Raw genomic sequence first — 19,742 nt, 5'->3', positions numbered from 1 at the left:
AGCGCCCGTGGTCAACTCCCGTGCCGCCACGGCATGATGGCCACCTCTCGCGTCAAGCGTGGTTGACGCGAGAGGTGGCCATCATGCCGTGGGAGGGAGGAAGGTCACTGTCCGAAGCCGTGTGACCGGGCGATCCGGCGAACCTACGCGGTCAGCGCCGCCGCCCCTGCGGCCGGTTCGAGGTCGCCCGGAGTCCACGAGCGCCGGAACTCCCCGATGGTGGCCCGGAGTACGGCTATCAGCGCCAGCAGCATCAGCGCGCCGTGGGCCGGCATCGACAGGTACGGCGACACGCTGGGGGCGATGAACTTGAGGTAACTGCCGAAGGACGACAACTGGACCAGGACCGGCACGTACCAGAGCCGCCGGGGCAGCTGGAAGGCGATGATCACGCTGATCACGTCCGCGACGTAGAAGTAGCGCTCGTGCATGGACGGCAGCAGGAACGGCACCGCGATCGCGAAGACGGCGGCCAGCAGCAGGATCCCCGTGTCCGTGAGCTCGGGCCGCCCCTCCCGTACCGCCGGTGCCTCCCGCCCGTCCCCGGCCTTCAGCGCCGCCGCCCCGCCGGCGCGGTGGATGGCCCAGACCGCCAGCCCGATCAGCACCAGCACCAGCGCGCCCGCGACCAGCACACCTGCGTGCCGTACGGCGTCCTGCTCCTCGAACGGCACCGAGACGAACTGGTAGACCGATGGCGCGTTGAGCGTGAGGTCCTTGTACGTGTCCGGCTGCCGGGCGTACACCGTCAGCAGCTGCCAGGGGTCGGAGCCGAGCAGGACGGCGGGGATGTCGAGCGCCACGTACACCGCCGGAAGGGCCAGCAGGCTTCGCCACGGGATCCGTCGCGCCAGCACCAGGACGAGCAGGAGCGGGAACAGGAAGACCGCCTGGAGCTTGAACGCCAGCGCGATCCCGAAGAACGAGCAGGCCCACCACGGCCGGTCGCGCAGGATGTGGTAGACGCCGCCGACCAGGAAGGTCGTGAAGATCGCGTCGGCCTGGCCCCACCAGCCGCTGTTGGTCACGACCGTGGGGAGGAAGAGGACGATCACCGCCGCGCCGAGGGCCCGCCAGGGCTGCTGCGGCGACCGCAGGGAGACGATGCGGAACGTGTAGTACGCCAGTGCCAGATCGAACAGGATCGAGACGCACTTGATACCCGTCAGCGCGGCCACCGGAAGGTAGGTGAGCGCGGCCATCAGGTACAGGTAGGGGACGTTGTAGTCCGAGAAGCCGGTGCCGCTGAGAGCGTGGAACCCGCCGTTGTTCGCGATGTACTGGTACCAGGGCCCGAGGAAGTAGTAGAAGTCCGTCGACTCGTTGTCCAGCATCAGGATGCGGACCGAGAGCGCGGCCATCACCGCCGCCATCGCGGCCAGAATCAGGACCGTCGGGTCGGCCGTGCGCTGGCGCGGCTCCTCGGCGGTTATCTCGGACATCGGTCTCCATTCGGGTCGGCGGTGCGGTGGGCCGGCCGGGGTGCGTGTCGTGGGTCGGACGGCGAGGCCGGTACCGCGGCCCTCCGCGGGGGAGCCCCGTCCGCAGGGCGGCAGCCGGACCCGAAAGCCCTCCGTGCCCCACCCCTTGGTCCGCCCCCGTGGCCCGTTCCCGTGATCCGTTCCCGTGATCCGTTCCCGTGAGCCGGCCCCGACGGTGGCATCCGGCGGGTGGTGCGCGAACGGGCGGATCCGCCCCCGGCCGATCATAGGCGCCCGTGTCCACCGGCACTCTGCTGGCCCCGGACCGTCAGGACACGGAGAAGAGCCGACCCGGGCGGCACGGACGACACCGGCCCCGGGGCGGACCCTTCGACGCCGGCCCACAGCGCCTGCGGCCGCCGATCCTCCTACTGCTACTCCGCAGAAGTCGGTGGAGGGGTGTTGAGCTGGGCCGCGTATTCGTCGGTGAGGGTGCTGCAGGTGCACCAGTCGCTTGTGCACGGGGCGCCGGCCTCGGCGCCGTAGGGGCCGAGACCGGCCATGAGGTGGAGTACCTCCGTGCGCTCCGGCGCGGAGAGAACGGGGAGCGTCGCAGAAGGCGGCAACTGCTGCCAGACGGCCGGATCATCGGCCACGTCACCGATGACCCGTGCGTCGATGAACAAGGTGTAGAGGGGATGCTCGGGAAAGTCGTTGAGTCGCAGGACCCACCAGTGCCCTTCGACCCGGGCCGCGTAGTAGAAGACACCTGTGCCGGTGCCGCGCCACGTGGCCCCCGGGGGCAGCGCAGGGAGAGGAATCATGCCCGCGTCGTCCGGGCTGCCGTGTCGAACGGGGGCGGACCGGCGGGGTCGCCCGGGTGCACACCGCAGGCGCAGCCGAGTGCCTCTTCGGGGGAACCGGTGGGCAGTCCGGTGGTGAAGCACCGGCACCACGGAGGCTGGGGCTCCTGGGTGGGCAATTCGGCTGCTACGTAGGCGAATCCGGCTCGGAGGCGGACCGTGACGGCGTTCACGTGGGGCCGGCGTTCACGGGCGTGGCCCTTCAGGCACCGACGCAGGTGGTGCTGCATCGATTTCGGTGGGTTCTTCGGCACGGGCCCATCCTGCCGGGTGCGGCGTCGGCCCGCCATGGCCGTCGGCTGTGAGTGATGGCCATGGGGTGGGGCGGTGCTTGCGGCCGTGCTCAAAAGGCAGGTTCGCGAGAGTCGGACGGGATACACGTGGCTGCCGGGGCTCCGTGCGGGTCGTCCGAGCTGCTCAGGGGCGGCCGAGGGCGCGGAAGGTCCAGCCGGCCGCACGCCAGCGAGCGGCGTCGAGGGTGCCGCGGGCGTCGATGACCTGGGGGACGGCGATGTGTCGGGCGAGGTCGGCCGGGTCGGCGTCGGAGTACTGGGGCCAGTCGGTCAGGTGCAGCAGCAGTTCGGCGCCGGTGACGGCCTGGGTGGGGTCGTCGGCGTAGTCGAGCCGGGGGTAGGCCCTGCGGGCGTTGTCCATGGCGGCGGGGTCGTGGACGGTGACCTCGGCGCCGGCCCGCTGGAGGGCGTCGGCGACGGCCAGGGCCGGGGAGTCGCGGATGTCGTCGGTGTGGGCCTTGAACGCGGCGCCCCAGACCGCGATCCGCTGGCCGGTCACGGCGTTGCCGAGGACTTCGCGGGCGAGTTCGACGGTGTGCTCGCGCCGGCGCCGGTTGATCGCCGCGACCTGGCGGAGCAGGCCGGTGTCGGCGCCGAGCTCTTCGGCGCGGTAGGTGAACCCGGCCAGGTCCTTGGGCAGGCAGCCGCCGCCGAACCCGAGGCCGGGCCGCATGCCCTCGGCGCCGATCCGGTGGTCGTAGCCCAGGGCGAGGACGATCTGCCGGACGTCGGCGCCGGCCAGCTCGCAGAGCTCGGCCATCGCGTTGATGAAAGAGATCTTGGTGGCGAGGAAGGCGTTCGCGGCGCCCTTGATCAGCTCGGCCGTCGCGATGCCGGTGACGATCAGCGGGGAGCCGGCGGCCAGGATGTCGGCGTAGACCTGCCGGAAGGCTGCCTCGCTGCCGGTGTCACCGTCCTCGACGCCGAGCACGATCCGGTTCGGCTCCAGGGTGTCCAGGAGGGCGAACGACTCGCGCAGGAACTCCGGCGACCAGGCCAGGCCGACGCTCACCCCGGCGCGGAGGTGCTCGTCCAGGGTCTGCCGCAGCTCTGCGACCGTGCCGACCGGGACGGTCGATTTGCCGATGATGACCGCGCCGTCGCCGAGCCGGGGGGCCAGGCGCCGGACGGCGGTGTGGAGGTGGGTGAGGTCGTAGGCGCCGCTGCCGTCCCGCTGCGGGGTGCCGACGCCCAGGAAGTGGACGTCGGCGAAGTCGGCGGCCTCCGCGTAGGAGGCGGTGAAACGGAGCCGTCCGGTGGCGGTGTGCTCGGCGAGCAGGTCGTCCAGGCCGCGCTCGACGAACGGGGCCTGGCCCTTGTTCAGCGCGTCGACCTTGTCGGTGTCGGTGTCCATGCCGAGGACCTGGTGGCCGAGCTCGGCCATCGCGGCGGCGTGGGTCGCGCCGAGGTAGCCGCAGCCGATCACGGTGAGTTTCACGAACGTGTCCTTCCGAAGGGGCGGGCGGCGTCCGCGCCGGCCGGTCCTGCGATTCCGCGCATCCGGTTGTCACCCCTGAGCGTGAATCGGTGGTGGCCCCGACGGGAGGAGGTTTCCGCAGGTCCCGGCGGAGGCCCGGAGCACCAGGCAACCGCCTGGCAGCCGGTGCGGGGAGGGCTCGCAGGGGGGCTCACACATCGTGCATCCGATTCACCATGAGCGACGGATGCCCTACCTTCGGTGATCCGGCCTCGGGTGCCGGACACGCGACTTCTCGTGGCGGGCCGCGTACGACTTCCCCGTGCCCGTGCGGGGACCGACTGAGGGGGACGTTGTGGCGTCGACCACCCGCCGGACCAAGCCGCCGAACGACGCACTGGCCCGGATGATCGACAAGTGCGAGGGCGCCAGCCACAAATCGCTGGCCCACCGGGTGAACCAGCTCGCCCACGAAGCCGGGCTGACCACGACCTACACGCACACGTCCGTTGCGAACTGGACGGCGCGAGGCATGGTGCCGGACTGGCCCGTGCCGAAGTTGCTGGCCCGGGCGATCGGCGAGCGGCTCGGCCGGCCCGTGGAACTCGGCGAGATCGGTATGGCCGATGCCGGGACACCGGACGCCGCGATGGGGTGGGATTTCCCGAGGGACCCCGCCGAGGCCGTGCGCACGGCCACTTCGTTCTGGAGCAGCGTGAACCGCCGAGACTTCCTCACCGGTGCGGGCTTCGCCGTCTCCGCGTTCACCACCCCGGTCACCCGCTGGCTGGTCACCCCCGCCGACGACACCGCCGCCCACCGCGGCCGCGGCCGGGTCGGCGCCGCCGACCTCGCCGAACTGCGGGACGCCGCAGACGACGCCCGGCGCTGGGACTCCAGATACGGCGGCGGGAACTGGAAGGCCGACTCCGTCACCGCCTGCCTCCGGGAACGCGCGGTCCCGCTCCTGAACGGCTCCTTCGGCGACGAGGTCGGCCGCCAACTGTTCTCCGCGACGGCCGAGTTGTCCCGCCTGGCGGGCTGGACCGCCTTCGACGTCGGCCAACACGAGGTCGCTCAACGGCACTTCATCCAGGCCCTCCGCCTGGCCCGGGCCGGCGGCGACGTCCAGCTCGGCTGCTATGTCCTGACCACGATGGCCATGCAGACCCTGCTGAGGGGATTCGCCGGCGAGGCCATCGACATGACCCAGGGCGCCTTCGAGCGGGCCAAGGGCCGGGCAGCCCCCAGGGTGCTCGCGTTCACCAAGCTCATCGAGGCCCGGGCCCACGCCCGGGACGACGACGCCCGGGCCGCCTCCGCCGCGCTCGCCGCCTCCGAGAGCCTGCTCGACCAGGCCCGCGACGGCGCCGAGGAGCCGGCGTGGATCGACTTCTACCACCACGCGCGGCTCTCGGCCGACGCCGCCGAGATCTTCCGCGACCTGAAGCACCCCGAGGCCGCCCTCGCGTGGAACGCGCAGGCCGCCGCCATGCCGCCCGGGGTGTTCACCCGCTCGGTCGGGATGCGGCTGGCCATCGTCGGAACCGCCCACCTCCAGAGCAAGGACCTGGACCAGGGCCTCGCGCTCGGCCACCAGGCCGTCGACATCCTCGCCCGTGTCCAGTCCAGCCGGGCCAAGGACTACATCCGCGAGTTCAACACCGCGCTCACCCCTTGGCGCCGCGAGCCGCGGGTCGTCGAGTTCCTCCGGCGGACCGGCAAGGAACCCGGCGTCGCGGCATAGGGCGAGAGGCCGCGCGGCCGGGTCAGGTGCCCGGGTGGGAGGCTGCCCAGCCGTGTTCGAGCAGGGCGAAGGCCTCGTCGGCGGCTCGGCGCGGTTCGGCGTGCCGCAGGATGAGGCTGCGGCTCTCAAGGGCGAAACGGGCGAGGGCGGCGCAGCTGACGTCGTCCTCGGGGGCGTTGACGGCCTCGGCGATGGCTCGTGCCAGGGCGGTTTCGTGGCGCGTCCACATGCGGTGGGCGTAGTCGCGCAGCGCGGGGGTCTCCTGCACCATGCGCGTGAAGTCGGCGAACCGGGGGTCCGCGGTGTGGACGGCGAACTGGGTCTGCGTCAGCAGGAGGTGCTCGCGCAGCGCCTGCGGGATCGACGTGCCGGGGGTGCGTTCGCGTACGGCGGCGACGAGTGCTGCTTCGATGTCGTCCTCCTGGTCGAAGACCAGGGCTTCCTTGCCGGAGAAGTGCTTGAACAGGGTGGTCACCGAGACGTCGGCGGCCTCGGCGACGTCCTTGACGCCGACCTGGTCGTAGCCGTGTTCGAGGAAGAGGTCGAGTGCGGCGTCGGCCAGGGACTGGCGGGTCTGGGCCTTCTTGCGCTCGCGGCGCCCGGTCGGTTCGGTCACGTGCCCACCATACCGACATAGTGCATCCGCTGCAAAAGTTTAGTCGTTGCGCTTATTTAGCGAGTGTGCTTTCTTGGTGGTGTCGGGCCTCCCAACGGCCCACCCACCTCCTGAGGGGCACTCCCATGAACTCTGCCCGCAATCCCCGTGATCCCCGCCGTCCCCGCATCGCGATCGTCGGCGCCGGCCTCGGCGGCCTCACCTGCGCCCGGGTCCTGCAGCAGCACGGTCGCTCCGTCACCGTCTTCGAACGCGAGGCATCCGCCGGCGCCCGCCCGCAGGGCGGCACCCTCGACCTGCACGCCGACACCGGCCAGGCCGCCCTGCGCGCGGCGGGGCTCCTCGACCGGTTCCACGCCCTCGCCCGCCCCGAAGGAGACGCGTGGCGCGTGCTCGACTTCGCCACCGCCGCGCTCCTGGCGCAGCAGGGGCCTTCCGCCGACGGCGGCCGGCCGGAGATCGACCGGGGCCAACTGCGCGGCCTGCTCCTGGAGTCGATCGCCGAGGGCACGGTGCGATGGGACCGCGCCGTCAGCGGGGTCACCCCGCTGGCGGACGGCACCTGCCGGCTGTGCTTCGGCGACGGTACCGCCGAGGACTTCGACCTGGTGGTCGGTGCCGACGGCGCCTGGTCGCGCGTCCGCCCGGCCCTGTCGCCCGCCGTACCCGGCTACACCGGTGTCACCTTCGTCGAGACCGGATTCGACCACTGCGACACCCGTCACCCCGACCTCGCGCGGCTGGTCGGCAGCGGATCGATGCTGGCGAAGGGCGTCGGCAGGTCCCTGGTCGCCCAGCGCAACAGCAACGGCCACATCCGCGCCTACATCGCGCTGCGCGTGCCGGAGGACTGGCACACGGCCGCCGGTATCGACCTCGGCGACCAGCGGGCCGTGCGGACGCACCTGCTGAGGGCGTTCGACGGCTGGGACGAGAGCCTGCGCCACGTCCTGCGCGACAGCGACAGCGGGCTCGTCAACCGGCCCCTGTTTGTCCTGCCCGCCTCGCACACCTGGCAGCACGTCCCCGGCGTCACGCTGCTCGGCGATGCCGCGCACCTGATGCCCCCGGTCGGTCTGGGTGCCAATCTCGCCATGCTCGACGGTTCCGACCTCGCTCACGCCCTCGCCACCGAACCCAGCGTCGACGACGCCGTCCGCGCCTACGAGGGCATCATGCTGCCGCGCTCGATCGAGGCCGCGACGGGCAGCGCGCAGGGACTCGACCACCTCGTTCCCGCGACGGCCCCCTGAACCGACTCCACTCGCGCTCTGGCTGTCTCAGCTCAGGCACCGGCTGTTCGGGCGCTCACGGCTGGAGTCGTCCGGGGCGGGTCGAGCGACTGTCGGCTTCCACGGGCTGTCCGGGCCCTTTGGTCGCTGCGTATTCACGCAGGTCAGGGCGGCGGCAGGGACTGAAGCGACTGAGACTGGGGATTGGGTGCACGTTGTCGCTCGGGGTGGGTGCCCGTCCCGGTGCGGTCGGGCGGCCGGCGACTCTGCCGTGGAGTGGTCGCGGGCGGTGAGGATGACGTGGTAGCCCTGTTCGGCGAGCTCGCGGGCGACGGCGAAGCCGAGTCCGGCCGGACGGCTGGTCCCGGTGAGGAGTGCGGTCCTGATGGCCGTGGCGGGTGTTTCCCTTTCAGGTGGCTCGGCCGTTCCTGGTTTGAGCTTGGACCGTGACGTCGGAGCTGTCACCGGGCACCTGTATGTTGATCACCCGCCGACCCTGTCGGTGTCCCGTCCCGGGGTGTCGACGTGCGGGTCCGGCCTGGGGTGGTGATCGCTTCGCGGAAATCCGGTCGCTGTCGTCGGGGGATCAGGTGATCCTTTGGCGTCGAGGCTGAACAGCCGCTCATCGTCTCAAGCGCTTGAAGGATTTTGCATGACCGTTCCTGCCCTGCCTGACAGCCCGCAGTCCGCCGAGGAGCCGGCCGACACCAACGCATGGGCGGCACCGAGCCCGGGTCAGGGTGAGGACGAGGCCCGGGGTCAGGGCGAGGCCACGGTGCCTGCCCCGACCGCTACCCCCGCCCCTGCTGCGCCCCCAGTCGCGGCTCCGAACGGCCCGTACTGGCCGCCGTACGCGTATCCGATGCCGGCGCCGCAGCCTCGCAACGGGCTGGGCACCGCGGCCATGGTGCTCGGGATCGTCGGTGGCGTCCTCAGCCTGGCCGTCATCTTCTTCTGGCTGTCCTGGCTGCCGGCCCTGCTCGCCGTGGTCTTCGGTGCCATCGGGCTGGGCTACGTCCGCAAGGGCCTGGCGACCAACCGGGCGATGGCGCTCGCGGGTGTGATCCTGGGCATTTCCGGTCTGCTGGTCTCGGTCGGCGCCGGGGTGTTCGTCGTGACGCGGGTGCAGGCGGCCGACGAGGAGCGGCGGGCGGAGGAGAACGCCGCGCGCGCTCGCGCCGATGCCGAGACTCAGGCCGCCAACGAGCGGGCGGCGAAGGAGCGGGAGCGGATCGGGGCCGAGCGGAAGAGGTTCGAGGCCGAGCAGGAGAAGGCGGCCGCGGACGAGAGGGCCCGGCGTCTGTCGTTCGGCCAGTCCTACACGTACGGGGACGGCCTGAAGGTCACGATGGCCGCGCCGACGCCGTACGTTCCGAGTGACAGCGTGTCGGACACCCCCAAGAACGCCAAGATCATCCAGGTGAGGATCACCGTCGTCAACACCGGGTCGGAGGAGGTCTCGCTCAACGGGTCGGGGCTGCCCACCATCAGGGACGCCAAGGGCAACCTCGTCTTCACGCTGATCGACGGAAGCGGACGGATGAAGATCCTCAAGGGCTCGCTGGCCCCGGGCGAGGAGGCCGCCGGTCTGACGGCGTACGCCCTGCCGGGCAGCGCGGCCGACCGGTTCTCCGTCCAGTTCGACTACGGTCTCGGGCGGCTGCGCAAGGACGTCATCTGGTCCGGCTCTCCGAGCTGACCCGGGGCCGCTCCCCCCGAAGCCTGTTGCGCAGGAGGCATGACCTGCCACCACCCTGCCGTCGCCGTCACCTGGCTCGTTTCACCCCGTCCACCAACGGCGTCGAGAGCGTCGGGCCGGGCGTCCGGCGGTGATCGGCGACTGCTTCGGGCGGAACTCCTGATCCGGATGATCCGAGACCGGGGCGCGGCACGTGCCACGCCCCGGCCGGGTGTCGAGGGAGCCTCAGAGTTTGAAGCGCATGATCATGCGACTTCCCGGGAGGCTGGAGATGGTCCCGCTGCTGCAGTCCGTGATGTCGGCCCCCGGGAAGAGGGTGCCGGTGACGGTGGCGCCGGGCAGGACGGAGCTGTCGAGGGACACCGTGCCGTTGAGGCTGTTGGAGATCTCGTTCTTCGAGGGGTCGCCCTCGACGTCCTGCATGCCCGCGGCGTTGATGGTGGAGGTGCCGGCCGGGTTGCCGTTCGCGTCGGCCCAGTCGACGACGATGGTGCCGGTGAGCTGGCCGAGCTGCTTGCAGGAGAGGGTCGCCGACCCGGTGAGGGTGATCGTTCCGGCGGACACGTTGGGGCCGCCGTTCTTCGTCAGGCACCTCGTGGTGGTGCCGTTGTTCATGGACAGGTCGACCGCGGCGGGGGTGTCCGTGATCGGCATGGTGCTGTTGACCGTACCCTCTGCGGCGCACAGGACCCGGACCAGGGGGTTGGCCCGGGTTTCGGCGGTCCCGTTGGCTCCGTCGGTCACGACCGGCGTGTCGGCGGCGGCCGAGGCGGGGGCGGGCTGCTGGAGGAGCACGGCCGAGGTGGCGGCCACGGCGGCCAGGGCGAGCGGGACGGCGGCCAGGCGCCACCGGTGGGGCCTGGACGGCGCTGCTTCACGCGTCGGCACGGGGTCGGAGTCCCAGGAGTGCAAGGGCATGGTGTTCCTGTTCTGTGAAGTCGGGCGGCTGAGGGTCAGAGGAGTTCGGAGAACTGGGCGTCGTGCTTCGCGGTGAGGCTGCTCAGGCCGTTGGAGCAGTGGCTGATGTCGCTGGTGGGCTCGAAGGTCGCGAGGACGCCGGCGAGCGGCAGGACCTTGCTGCCGAGGGACACCGTGCCGTCGCTCGAGTTGAGGATGTCCCCGCGCGCGGGGTCGCCTTCGACGTCCTGTGCGCCGTTGGTGGTCACGGTGGAGGTTCCGACGACGCTGCCGGTCTGGTTCAGTCCGCTGTACCAGGTGATGGTCTCGGTGCCGCTGAACGTACTGGGGGAGGAACACGAGAGCGTGCCGGTGCCGGCGAAGGTCAACGTCGCCGACAGTACGTCCGTGGGCCCGCCGTTCTCGGCGAAACACTCGTCGAACGTGCCGACCCAGGAGAGGGACACGGTCCCGGCGGTGTTCGTGATCGGCGCGCTGCTGGTGCCGACGGCCTGCCCGGAGCAGGTGAGCTTGGTCAGGAGAGTGTCGCGGTGGCCGGTGGACTCGCTGGCGGCGGCCCGGGTGGGGGCGGCCTGCTGGAAGAGCAGGCCGGCACCGGCGGCCGTGGCGACCAGGGCGAGCGGAACGGTGGCGAGACGCCACCGCCGGACCGAGAGATTTCTGGTGTGCGGCCCCGACGGCGTGCCCGGGGCGGTGGGCTGAGCGCCCATAGTTGCTCTCCTTCTGTTTATGTATACGAACTGCTGCTGTCAGAATCACCGCCAGTGGGGCGCTGTGCGATCCGGGCGGAGCCGGATTCGTCTTTGCGGTGCGACATTGACCCGACTGCCGCAGTGCGCCCTCGGGCTCCTATGGAGCTTCCTTTTTGCTACTGAAGATCGTGAACGACCTTTAATGTCCGGCAGTCGAGGGATAGCGGCGTGTGCCTGCCGGGTCTTCCGCCGGTGTCGGGCTACGTTCTGCGGCAGACCTTTTCAGAGTCGGCCCGCCGGGTCGCCCGACGGATGAGGGGAGACATCAATGCCGCCCAGTCCACCTCTTCCGCCCGGCGGCCCCCGGATTCCGGCCGTGGATCGGCTGCCCGGTTTTCCGGGTGCGGAGCACTGGCGGCGCGAGGCGGAATCCGGATTGCACTACGTCGACCACGGATCCGGCGACGTCGTGCTCATGCTGCACGGAAACCCGACGTGGGGATATCTGTGGCGGCGTCTTATCACCGCGCTGGACGAGGACTTCCGTTGCATCGTGCCGGACCAGTTGGGCATGGGGCTCTCTCAGCGCAGGACCGGTGCCGGTCCGATTCCGCTCGCGGAGCGGCTGGAGCACCTCGACGCGCTGGCGGCCCACCTGATCGAGCAGCGCCGGGCGCCGTCGGCGGGCTGGACCCTGGCGGTACACGACTGGGGAGGGCCGATCGGCCTGGCGTGGGCGAGGCGGCATCCCGGGTTGGTCACGAAGCTGGTCGTGCTGAACAGCGTGGGTTTCCGCTGGCCCGAGGGCTACCGGCTGCCGCGCTCGCTGGCCCTGCTGCGCGACGTCCGACCGCTCGGCGAGGCGGCGCACCTGCTGAACGTCTTCCCCCGGGCGGCGCTGCGCGCCGGAGTGGTCCGGCCGCTGCCCGCCGAGGTCCGCTCCGCCTACCTGCGGCCGTACCGCGGCGCGTGGCAGCGCCGCGCGGTACGGGACTTCCTGCGGCAGATCCCGCGCAGCGGCGCGGACCCCGCCTGGTCCCTGGTCGATCCCGGTGACGACAGCGCCGACCTCGCCGGGCTGCCGGTGTTCATCGGCTGGGGCCTGCGGGACCCGGTGTTCACCCCGCTCGTCCTGCGGGAGTGGCGGCGCAGACTCCCGCACGCCGAGGTGCACGCCTTCGCCGACGCGGGCCACTTCGTCCTGGAGGACGCCGGCGATTCCCTGATCAGGCCGCTTCGGCGCTTCCTGTCCACACGATGACGAACCATCACGGAAAGGTGCCCATGCCCTCGCCCCACAGCAGGATCAGTCTCGTGCGGGTCCATGTCCCCGAGGCCCGCCAGAGTTCCCGCGAGATCGAGGAGGAGCTGCGCCGGCAGAGCCCCGGGGCCGCGCTGCCGGCGGGACTGCTGGAGCACATGTTCGGGCTGCGCGAGCGGTGCGTGGCGGCGCCGGAGGAAATGCCCTCGGACCTGGCGGCCCGGGCGGGCGCCGCCGCCCTGCGCGACGCCGGCCTCCCGCCCGAGGCGATCGACCTGCTCGTCTACACCGGGATCAGCAAGGACCTCGACGAGCCGGCGACCGCGAACGTGGTGGCCGCCAAGCTCGGTGTCACGGCACCGGTCTTCGATCTGATGAACGCCTGCAACGGCGTGCTCAGCGCCTTGGAGAGCGTGGATGCGCTGATCAGGCTCGGCTCCTACCGGCGGGTGCTGGTGGTCACCGGGGAGGTGCCCAGCCGGATGACCCGCTGGCGCATTCCGGACCGCGGTCGGCTCGCATCGGCGCTGGCCAGTCTCACGCTGGGCGACATGGGGGCGGCCGTGCTGGTGGAGGCGAGCGAACGGCCCGGCATCCTCGGCAGCCGCTTCTTCGCCAACCCGGCCGCGTGGCCGAGCGCGGTACTGCGCAGCCCGTACGCCACCGGCCGGATGCACGAGTTGGAGGTCGACGACGCCGCGTTGACGGCCTCCTTCGCGGAGCTGCGGGGACAGGCCTTCAAGGCCGCGGGCGAACTGATCGATTCCGTGGCCGACTGTGCGCTGTTCTGCGTCCACCAGCCCTCGGCGGCCATGACCCGCGACCTCTGCTCATCCGCGGGCATCCCCGCCGAGGCCGTGATCCCCACCTTTCCCGACTACGGCAACGTCGCCACCGCCACCATCCCGCTGCAGCTGGTCCTCGCGCAGGAGCGGGGCCGGCTGCGCGAGGGCGATCTGGTGGGGATCCTCGGCCTGGCCAGCGGCACCAGCCTCGGCGTCATGGCCCTGCGGTGGTGAGCGCGGTCCCCGGGGCGACCGAGGAACGGGACGCCTGGCCGGAGACGCTCGCCGCCCACCTGGCCGGCTGGGCCGGCCTGCAGCCGGACCGCACCGCGCTCGTCTGGACCGCTCCACGTGGCCGGTGGCACACCGTCGACTTCGCGACGCTGGAGGCCGCCTGCCGGGCGCGCATCCGCGAACTGCGCGAGGCGGGCGTCGGCGCCGGGCAGAAGGCCGTGGTGATGGCCCGCGACCCGTACGACCTGGTGACCACCGTGTACGGGCTGCTCGCCCTCGGTGCGGTGCCGGTGCTGATCGACCCGGCGCTGCCCCGTCCGGCGCTGCGGGCCTGTCTGGACGAGACGCGGCCCGAGGTGTTCATCGGCGACCCGCTCGCCCAGCTGGCCCGGCTGCTGCTCGGCTGGGCCCGCCCGCACGTCACCGTCTCACTGCTCACGGGCCGCGCGTGGCGCGCGTGGTGCGCGCGTCGGCCGGAGCTGGAGACGGAGCTGGAGACGGAGCGGCCGGAACCGTCATGGCCGAGCCCGCCGCCCGCCGCCTCGCTCGCGCTGATCGCCTTCACCTCCGGCTCCACCGGAGTGCCCAAGGGCGTGGAGTACGAGCACCGGCAGCTGGCCGCCCAGGTCCGCTCCCTCACCGGGCTGCTGGGGCTGGGCCCGGGCGAGGTGCTGCTCGCCGGGTTCCTGCCCTTCGCCCTGTTCGGGCCCGCCACCGGCGCCACCACCGTCGTCCCGGCCATCGACCACCTCAGACCGGCCCGCACCCGGGGCGCCGACCTGGCGCGCGCCGTCACCGAACACTTCACCTCGGTGGTGTGTGCCTCCCCGGCGGTGCTGCGGGCCCTGGCCGGGGAGTGCGAGCACGGCCGGCTGTCGCTCGCCCCGGTGCGGCTGGCCTGTTCCTTCGGCGCCCCGCCGTCCGAACGGCTGGTGCGTGCGCTGCGCCGGGCGCTGCCGGAGGAGGCGACGCTGCTCAGCGCGTACGGCGCCACCGAATGCCTGCCGGTCAGCGTGATCGACAGCGCCGAACTGGCCGCCGCGCACGCGGAACCGCTGCACGCCCACCGCGGGGTCTGCCTGGGCCGCCCGGTGCCCGGCATCGCGGCCCACGTCCTGGTGCCGGTCGGCCCCGTGTCGTACAACCGGACAGTGCCGCAAGGGAGTTACGGGGAGATCACGGTCGGCGGCCCGCAGGTCAGCCGGGCCTACCATGCCCGCCCGGGAGCGAACGCGGCCGCCAAGGTCGGCACCGGGGAGGACGTACTGCACCGCACCGGCGATCTCGGCTGGCTCGACGAGAGCGGCCGGCTGTGGTTCCTCGGGCGCTCCGCGCACCGGGTGCACGGAGCCGGGTTCGCGCTCGACACCGCCGTGGTCGAGCGGATCGCCGACGCGGTGCCCGGCATCGGCCGCACCGCGCTGATCGGCCTCGGGCCCGCAGGCCGTCAACGGCCGGTGCTGTGCGTGGAGTTGGCGCCATCGGGGGCCAACTCGGCGACGGCCGTCCTCCAGGGGCTTCGGCACGCCCTGTCGGCGGTGCCGGGCGGCCACCGGGTTTCCACCGTCCTGCTCCACCACCGGCTGCCCACCGACCCGAGGCACAACTCGCGCGTCGACCGCGACCGCCTCGCCCGCTGGGCCCGCCGCCGGCTGCGCCGACGACGCCCGGGCGGCGTGCTGGGAGGCGGGCGATGAGGATCCTGGTCACCGGGGGCAGCGGCTTCCTCGGCCTGGAGCTGTGCCGCCGCCTCGCCGGGCGCGGCGACGTGGCGGTCTCGCTGAACCGCCGCTGGAGTCCGGAGCTGGAGCGCCTCGGGGTCCGTCAGCACCTGGGCGACATCGCCGACCCGGATACGGTCCGGCGAGCCCTCGACGGGTGCGAGGCGGTGATCCACAACGCGGCCCTGGCCGGCGTCCGGGGCCCCGAGCGGCCGTACCGCGCGGTCAACGTCGACGGCACCCGGCACGTGCTGACCGCCTGCCGCGCCCTCGGCATTCGCCAACTGGTCTATACCTCCACCGCGAGCGTGGCCTTCACCCCCGAGGGCGTCACGGGAGCGGACGAGTCCCTGCCCGGGCCCCGGAGCCACTCGGCCGCCTACCCCCGCACCAAGGCCGAGGCGGAGGCGGCCGTCCTCGCCGCCAACGGCCCGGACCTGGCGACCACGGTGCTGCGGCCCCACCTGATCTGGGGGCCCGGCGACCCGCACTTCCTGCCCGCCCTGCTGCGGGCGACCGAAACCGGGCGACTGCTGATGCCGGGCCGCGGCACCAACCTCGTCGACACCTGCCACCTCGCCACCGCGGCCCACGCCCACCTGCTCGCGCTGGACCGGCTGCGACCGGGCCACCCGGCGGCAGGGCGGGCCTACTTCATCGCCCAGGGCGAACCGCGGCCGCTGCGCGAGGTGGTGGCCAGGCTCCTCACCGCGGCCGGACGCCGCGCGAGCTGGCGCCCAGTGCCCTACCCCGTCGCCCTGGCCGCCGCCGTACTGGCCGACGCCACCACGACGGTGCTCCGCCGCCACACCGACCACGGCCTCAGCCGGTTCCTGCTCCACCAGCTCACTCGGCCGCACTGGTTCGACCTCACGGCGGCCCGGCGCGACCTCGGCTTCGAGCCGCCCACCACCTTCGACCAGGCCATGGCCGAGCTGACCCGTCACCACCGCACCACCGGCGGCTGAGCCCGCCCCCCTCACACTCCGGAAAGGAACCACGATGGACACGACGCTCTCCGTGGACGACGTCTGCGACACCGCCCAGACCCTGCTCGTCGAGCGGTTCGGCGTATCCGCCGACGTCATCAGCCCCGACGCCACGTTCGAGGAGATGGACGTCGACTCGCTCGCGCTGGCCGAGTTCGCCTTCGTGCTCCAGGACGAGTTCGGCATCCTGATCAGCCAGGAGGACGCCGACCGGCAGAGCACGCTCATCGACGTCGCCCGGATCGTCCAGGCCCGACTCGGCGACGCGACCGAACCCGTCGCGTGAACCGCCCCGAGATCGCCGTCACCGGCCTGGGGCTCGTCACCCCGGCCGGGTTCGGCGCCGAGGAGACCTGGCAGCGGGTCTGCGCCGGCACACCCACCGCGTCACCGGACCCGGACCTCGACGCCGCCCCGGTGACGTTCTCCTGCCGCATCCCCGCCATGGACCTGGACACGGCGGTCGGGCGAAAGAAGGCATGGCGGATCGGACGGTTCAGCAAGCTCGCGCTGCTCGCGGCCCGGGAGGCCGTCCAGAACGCGGGACTGGACACCGGCGGGTGGGACGGCGCCCGGGTCGCCGTCGTGCTCGGGGTGGGCTTCGGCGGCGCGCCGCACTGGGAGGACCAGCTGCGCCGACTCCATCAGCGCGGGCCGGCCCACGTCTCGCCGACGGTGATCCCGATGGTCATCGGAAACATGGCCGTGGGCGAGGTGGCCCAGGAGTTCGGCGCGCGTGGTCCCACGCTCGCCTGCGCCACCGCCTGCGCTTCCGGTGCCACGGCGCTGGCCATCGCCCACGACCTGCTGGTCGCCGGGTCCTGCGACATCGTCCTGGCCGGTGGCGCCGAAGCCGCCCTCAGCCCGCTGGTGGCGACCGGGTTCCACCGGATGGGCACCCTGTCGGCGCGCGGGCACGACGTGCCGGGCGCCTCCCGGCCGTTCGCCGCCGACCGGGACGGCTTCGTCCTGGCCGAGGGCGCCGCCGTGCTCGTCCTGGAGCGCGCCGCGGACGCGAAGGCGCGCGGTGCCCGGGCGCGCGCCGTGCTCGCCGGACACGGCGCCAGCAACGACGCCCACCACCCGACCGCGCCGCCCCAGGGCGCCGCCGGTGCGGAACAGGCGCTGCGTACGGCGCTGCGCAGCGCGGGCCTGGGCGCCGGCGACATCGGCCACGTCAACGCCCACGGCACCTCCACCCCGCTCAACGACGCCGCCGAGGCCGGCCTGATCGCCCGCACCCTGCCGCACCGGCCCAGCGTCACCGCCCCCAAGGGCGTGCTCGGCCACAGCCTCGGCGCGGCCGGTGCGATCGAGGCGGCGCTCACCGTGCTGACCATCGAACGCGCACTGGTGCCGCCGGTCGCCAACCTCACCCCCGACATCGCCGAGTTCGACATCGACTGCGTCACCGGGACGGCGCGCCGGCAGCGCATCGACGCGGCGCTCAGCCACTCCTTCGGCTTCGGAGGCCACAATGTCGTCCTCGCCCTGCGCCGGGACTGACCCCCGGGCGGGCACGGTCCGAACCACCCCGGCGCCGCCCGGCGGCAGCGGGGCCAGGCTCGGCGCACTCGTCGCCCGCCACCGCTGGGCGGTGCTGTGGACCACCGCCCTGCTACTGGCCGTCGCCGCGGTCGTCGGGGCCGGGCTGCCCGCGCGACTGTCCCACGGCGGCTTCACCAACCCCGGGGCCGAGTCCGGCCGGGCGCTCGAAGCCATCGAACACCACTACAACGCGGGCGGGACCAGCACGATCGTGGTCTTCCGCAGCGAAACCCTCACCGTGGACGACCTGGAGTTCGGCGAAGCCGTGCGGTCCGCGCTCGCCACCGTGCCCAGGACCGTGCTGGCGGGTGCCCAGCACTACTGGAACACCGGCAAGCGGGAACTCGTCTCCACCGACGGGCACGCGGCCTGCGTGGTCGTCGGACTGGCCGGAACCGGCGACCACGCCAAGGCCGCCTCCTACGAGCGGATGCGCGGTCTACTGCACGCCGATGGGTTCACCGTCACCTACGCCGGGCAGGTCCCGCTCGAGGCCGACCTGGACCGCACCGTCGACGACGACCTCACCCGGGCCGAACTCTACGTCTTCCCCCTGCTGTTCCTGCTGCTCCTGCTCTTCTTCGGCAGCCTCGCCGCGGCCCTGCTGCCGCTGGCCGTGGCCGGCGCGAGCCTCACCATGGCCTTCGGGGTGCTGCGGCTCCTCGCCTTGCTGGTGCCGGTCAGCTACGTCACCCGCAACGTCGTCGTCATGATCGCTCTCGGGCTGTCCGTCGACTACGCCCTGTTCGTCGTCGTCCGCTTCCGGCGTGAGCTGCGCCACCGGGGCGACCGGCACCGGGCGGTCGCCGCCACCATGGCCACCGCCGGGCACACCGTGCTCTACTCCGCGACGGCCATCTCGCTCGCCGTCCTGGGCCTGACCCTGCTTCCGTTCCCCATCACCCGCTCCCTCGGCATCGGCGCCGCCGTCACCGTCGCGCTGGCCGGCGCCGTCAGCCTCACCATGCTGCCCGCAGTGCTGGCCGTGCTCGGCCCTCGGGTCGACGCCGGGCGCATCCGGCTGCCGGGCCTCGGACGGGCCGGTCTCGGACGGGCCTGGGCGGCGGACCAGGAGACGGGGTTCTGGTACCGGCTGGGCCGGAGCGCCGTCACCCACCCGTGGGCCTGGCTCACCGCCGCCGTCGCGGTGATCGCCGTGCTGAGCGCGCCGGTCGTCGGGCTCCACCTCGCGGCGAGCGACCAGCGGACCCTGCCCGCCGGGGCGGCCAGCCGCAGGGCCCAGGAGCTGCTGCACGAGGACTTCCCGGCGGCCGCGCTCGACCAACTCCAGGTCGTCGCCCACCTGCGGGACGACATCGGCGGCGAGCCGGGCAAGGCCGAACTGGCCCGCTGGCAGGAGCGGCTCGCCGGACTGCCGGACGCCCAGGACGTCCGGCTGCGGGTCAGCACCGCGCACAGCGCGCTGCTGACCGTGGCCACCGACGAGGCTCCGGACGCTCCCGCCGCCGAGCAACTGGTGCGCGCCGTGCGGGCGCTCGACCCGCCCGACGGCGGCCTGGTCCTGGTCGGCGGACCGGCCGCCGCCAACGTCGACGTCCTGGACGCCCTGGGGGCCAGGCTCCCGGCGCTGGTCGGGTACCTGCTGGTGGTCACGCTCGGCCTGCTCTTCCTGGCCTTCCGATCGCTGCTGGTCCCGGTCAAGGCCGTCATCACCACGACGATGTCCCTCGGCATCGCCTACTCCGCCGTCACCTGGACCGTCCAGGAGGGCCACGGCGCCCGGCTGCTCGGCCTTCGACCCACCGGATACGTCGGCGCGCTGGAGGCCGCCATCATGCTGATGTTCGTCTTCGCGCTCTCCGTCGACTACGAACTCTTCCTGATCGCGCAGATCCGCGAGCTCCACCGCGGCGGCATGGACAACGCGAGCGCCGTGGTGACCGGCCTCGGGCGCACCGGAGGGCTGATCTCGGCCGCGGCGGCCCTGATCGTGCTGGTCGCCGCGGCCTTCGCGACCAGCCCCGTCGTCACCGTGAAGGAGATCGCCCTCGGTGTCCTGGTGGCCGTGGCCGTCGATGCCACCGTGGTGCGTATGCTGCTGGTCCCCGCCACCATGCGCCTGCTCGGCGAACTCAACTGGTGGACACCGCGCTTGCGGCGGCCGGCGGCGCCGAGCGGGCCCCGTCCGGCGCCGTTGCCGGGCCTGGAAGCGGTGGAGTGAGCGTACGAGTGGGTTCCGGGCGGGCCTGGCGCTGGGAGGCGTGCGGAGCGGGCTCGGAGCACTGGTGGTGTTTTTCTGGGGGGGGCGTGCGGAAACCAAAAGCAAACACCCCGGTTCCCCCCCC

At 72.7% G+C, this 19,742-nt stretch carries 16 protein-coding genes; 10 read left to right on the top strand and 6 right to left on the bottom strand.

Translation table 11 applies throughout. From position 1 onward, the window contains the following. Positions 1 to 143 precede the first annotated feature (143 nt). From AC07AL_RS27810 to AC07AL_RS27800, 3 genes are all read right to left on the bottom strand, one after another. A complete protein-coding gene (locus AC07AL_RS27810) occupies positions 144 to 1,442 on the bottom strand; it encodes a glycosyltransferase 87 family protein (RefSeq protein WP_363581079.1) in 1,299 nt (432 codons plus the stop codon). Positions 1,443 to 1,855: 413 nt separating this feature from the next. After that, positions 1,856 to 2,245: a hypothetical protein gene (locus AC07AL_RS27805; protein WP_478318583.1), complete on the bottom strand. Its 390-nt coding sequence runs from the start codon at positions 2,243 to 2,245 to the stop codon at positions 1,856 to 1,858. Positions 2,246 to 2,701: 456 nt separating this feature from the next. After that, entirely contained in the window at positions 2,702 to 4,015 is a 1,314-nt protein-coding gene (locus AC07AL_RS27800) for a UDP-glucose dehydrogenase family protein (protein ID WP_400988917.1), read from the bottom strand. Between the two features lie 334 nt (positions 4,016 to 4,349). Here AC07AL_RS27800 and AC07AL_RS27795 point away from each other — a divergent pair, with 334 nt between their 5' ends. Beyond that, positions 4,350 to 5,741, top strand: coding sequence for a sporulation protein (locus AC07AL_RS27795; protein ID WP_478318582.1), 1,392 nt, complete (start codon positions 4,350 to 4,352; stop codon positions 5,739 to 5,741). A 22-nt stretch (positions 5,742 to 5,763) separates the two neighbouring features. Here the strand turns inward: AC07AL_RS27795 and AC07AL_RS27790 are convergent, their stop codons facing one another. Then, positions 5,764 to 6,357 carry a TetR/AcrR family transcriptional regulator gene (locus AC07AL_RS27790; RefSeq protein WP_363622051.1) on the bottom strand — a complete coding sequence of 198 codons (594 nt, stop codon included), beginning with the start codon at positions 6,355 to 6,357 and terminating at the stop codon, positions 5,764 to 5,766. Positions 6,358 to 6,482: 125 nt separating this feature from the next. Here AC07AL_RS27790 and AC07AL_RS27785 point away from each other — a divergent pair, with 125 nt between their 5' ends. Beyond that, positions 6,483 to 7,610 (top strand): FAD-dependent oxidoreductase, encoded by a 1,128-nt coding sequence (locus tag AC07AL_RS27785; RefSeq protein WP_478318580.1) that lies wholly within the window; start codon positions 6,483 to 6,485, stop codon positions 7,608 to 7,610. A gap of 631 nt (positions 7,611 to 8,241) precedes the next feature. Then, positions 8,242 to 9,288 carry a DUF4190 domain-containing protein gene (locus AC07AL_RS27780; RefSeq protein WP_478318578.1) on the top strand — a complete coding sequence of 349 codons (1,047 nt, stop codon included), beginning with the start codon at positions 8,242 to 8,244 and terminating at the stop codon, positions 9,286 to 9,288. A 225-nt stretch (positions 9,289 to 9,513) separates the two neighbouring features. Here AC07AL_RS27780 and AC07AL_RS27775 read toward each other — a convergent pair whose 3' ends face one another. Further along, a complete protein-coding gene (locus AC07AL_RS27775; RefSeq protein WP_363581093.1) occupies positions 9,514 to 10,206 on the bottom strand; it encodes a hypothetical protein in 693 nt (230 codons plus the stop codon). Between the two features lie 35 nt (positions 10,207 to 10,241). Then, entirely contained in the window at positions 10,242 to 10,916 is a 675-nt protein-coding gene (locus AC07AL_RS27770) for a hypothetical protein (RefSeq protein ID WP_363581095.1), read from the bottom strand. 418 nt (positions 10,917 to 11,334) lie between these two features. Here AC07AL_RS27770 and AC07AL_RS27765 point away from each other — a divergent pair, with 418 nt between their 5' ends. From AC07AL_RS27765 to AC07AL_RS27735, 7 genes are read left to right on the top strand one after another with little or no spacing between them, the layout of a single operon-like run. Beyond that, on the top strand, positions 11,335 to 12,159 hold the full coding sequence (locus tag AC07AL_RS27765) for an alpha/beta fold hydrolase (RefSeq protein WP_478318576.1): 825 nt from the start codon (positions 11,335 to 11,337) through the stop codon (positions 12,157 to 12,159). Between the two features lie 53 nt (positions 12,160 to 12,212). After that, complete coding sequence (locus tag AC07AL_RS27760; RefSeq protein WP_478318574.1) at positions 12,213 to 13,178, top strand: 3-oxoacyl-ACP synthase III family protein; 966 nt, start codon at positions 12,213 to 12,215, stop codon at positions 13,176 to 13,178. Beyond that, positions 13,175 to 14,875, top strand: a complete 1,701-nt coding sequence (locus tag AC07AL_RS27755; protein WP_478318572.1) for an AMP-binding protein — start codon at positions 13,175 to 13,177, stop codon at positions 14,873 to 14,875. The genes AC07AL_RS27760 and AC07AL_RS27755 overlap by 4 nt, the downstream gene beginning before the upstream one ends. After that, entirely contained in the window at positions 14,872 to 15,867 is a 996-nt protein-coding gene (locus AC07AL_RS27750; protein WP_363581103.1) for an NAD-dependent epimerase/dehydratase family protein, read from the top strand. The genes AC07AL_RS27755 and AC07AL_RS27750 overlap by 4 nt, the downstream gene beginning before the upstream one ends. A gap of 34 nt (positions 15,868 to 15,901) precedes the next feature. Then, entirely contained in the window at positions 15,902 to 16,174 is a 273-nt protein-coding gene (locus AC07AL_RS27745; RefSeq protein ID WP_350876141.1) for an acyl carrier protein, read from the top strand. Then, complete coding sequence (locus AC07AL_RS27740) at positions 16,171 to 17,394, top strand: beta-ketoacyl-[acyl-carrier-protein] synthase family protein (protein ID WP_478318570.1); 1,224 nt, start codon at positions 16,171 to 16,173, stop codon at positions 17,392 to 17,394. Before AC07AL_RS27745 ends, AC07AL_RS27740 begins: the two co-directional genes overlap by 4 nt. Then, positions 17,366 to 19,618, top strand: a complete 2,253-nt coding sequence (locus AC07AL_RS27735; protein WP_478318569.1) for an MMPL family transporter — start codon at positions 17,366 to 17,368, stop codon at positions 19,616 to 19,618. The genes AC07AL_RS27740 and AC07AL_RS27735 overlap by 29 nt, the downstream gene beginning before the upstream one ends. The last annotated feature ends 124 nt before the right edge of the window (positions 19,619 to 19,742 follow it).

It is taken from the genome of Kitasatospora sp. NPDC043949, from assembly GCF_056435365.1.
This window is presented reverse-complemented; position numbering and strand designations above follow the sequence as displayed.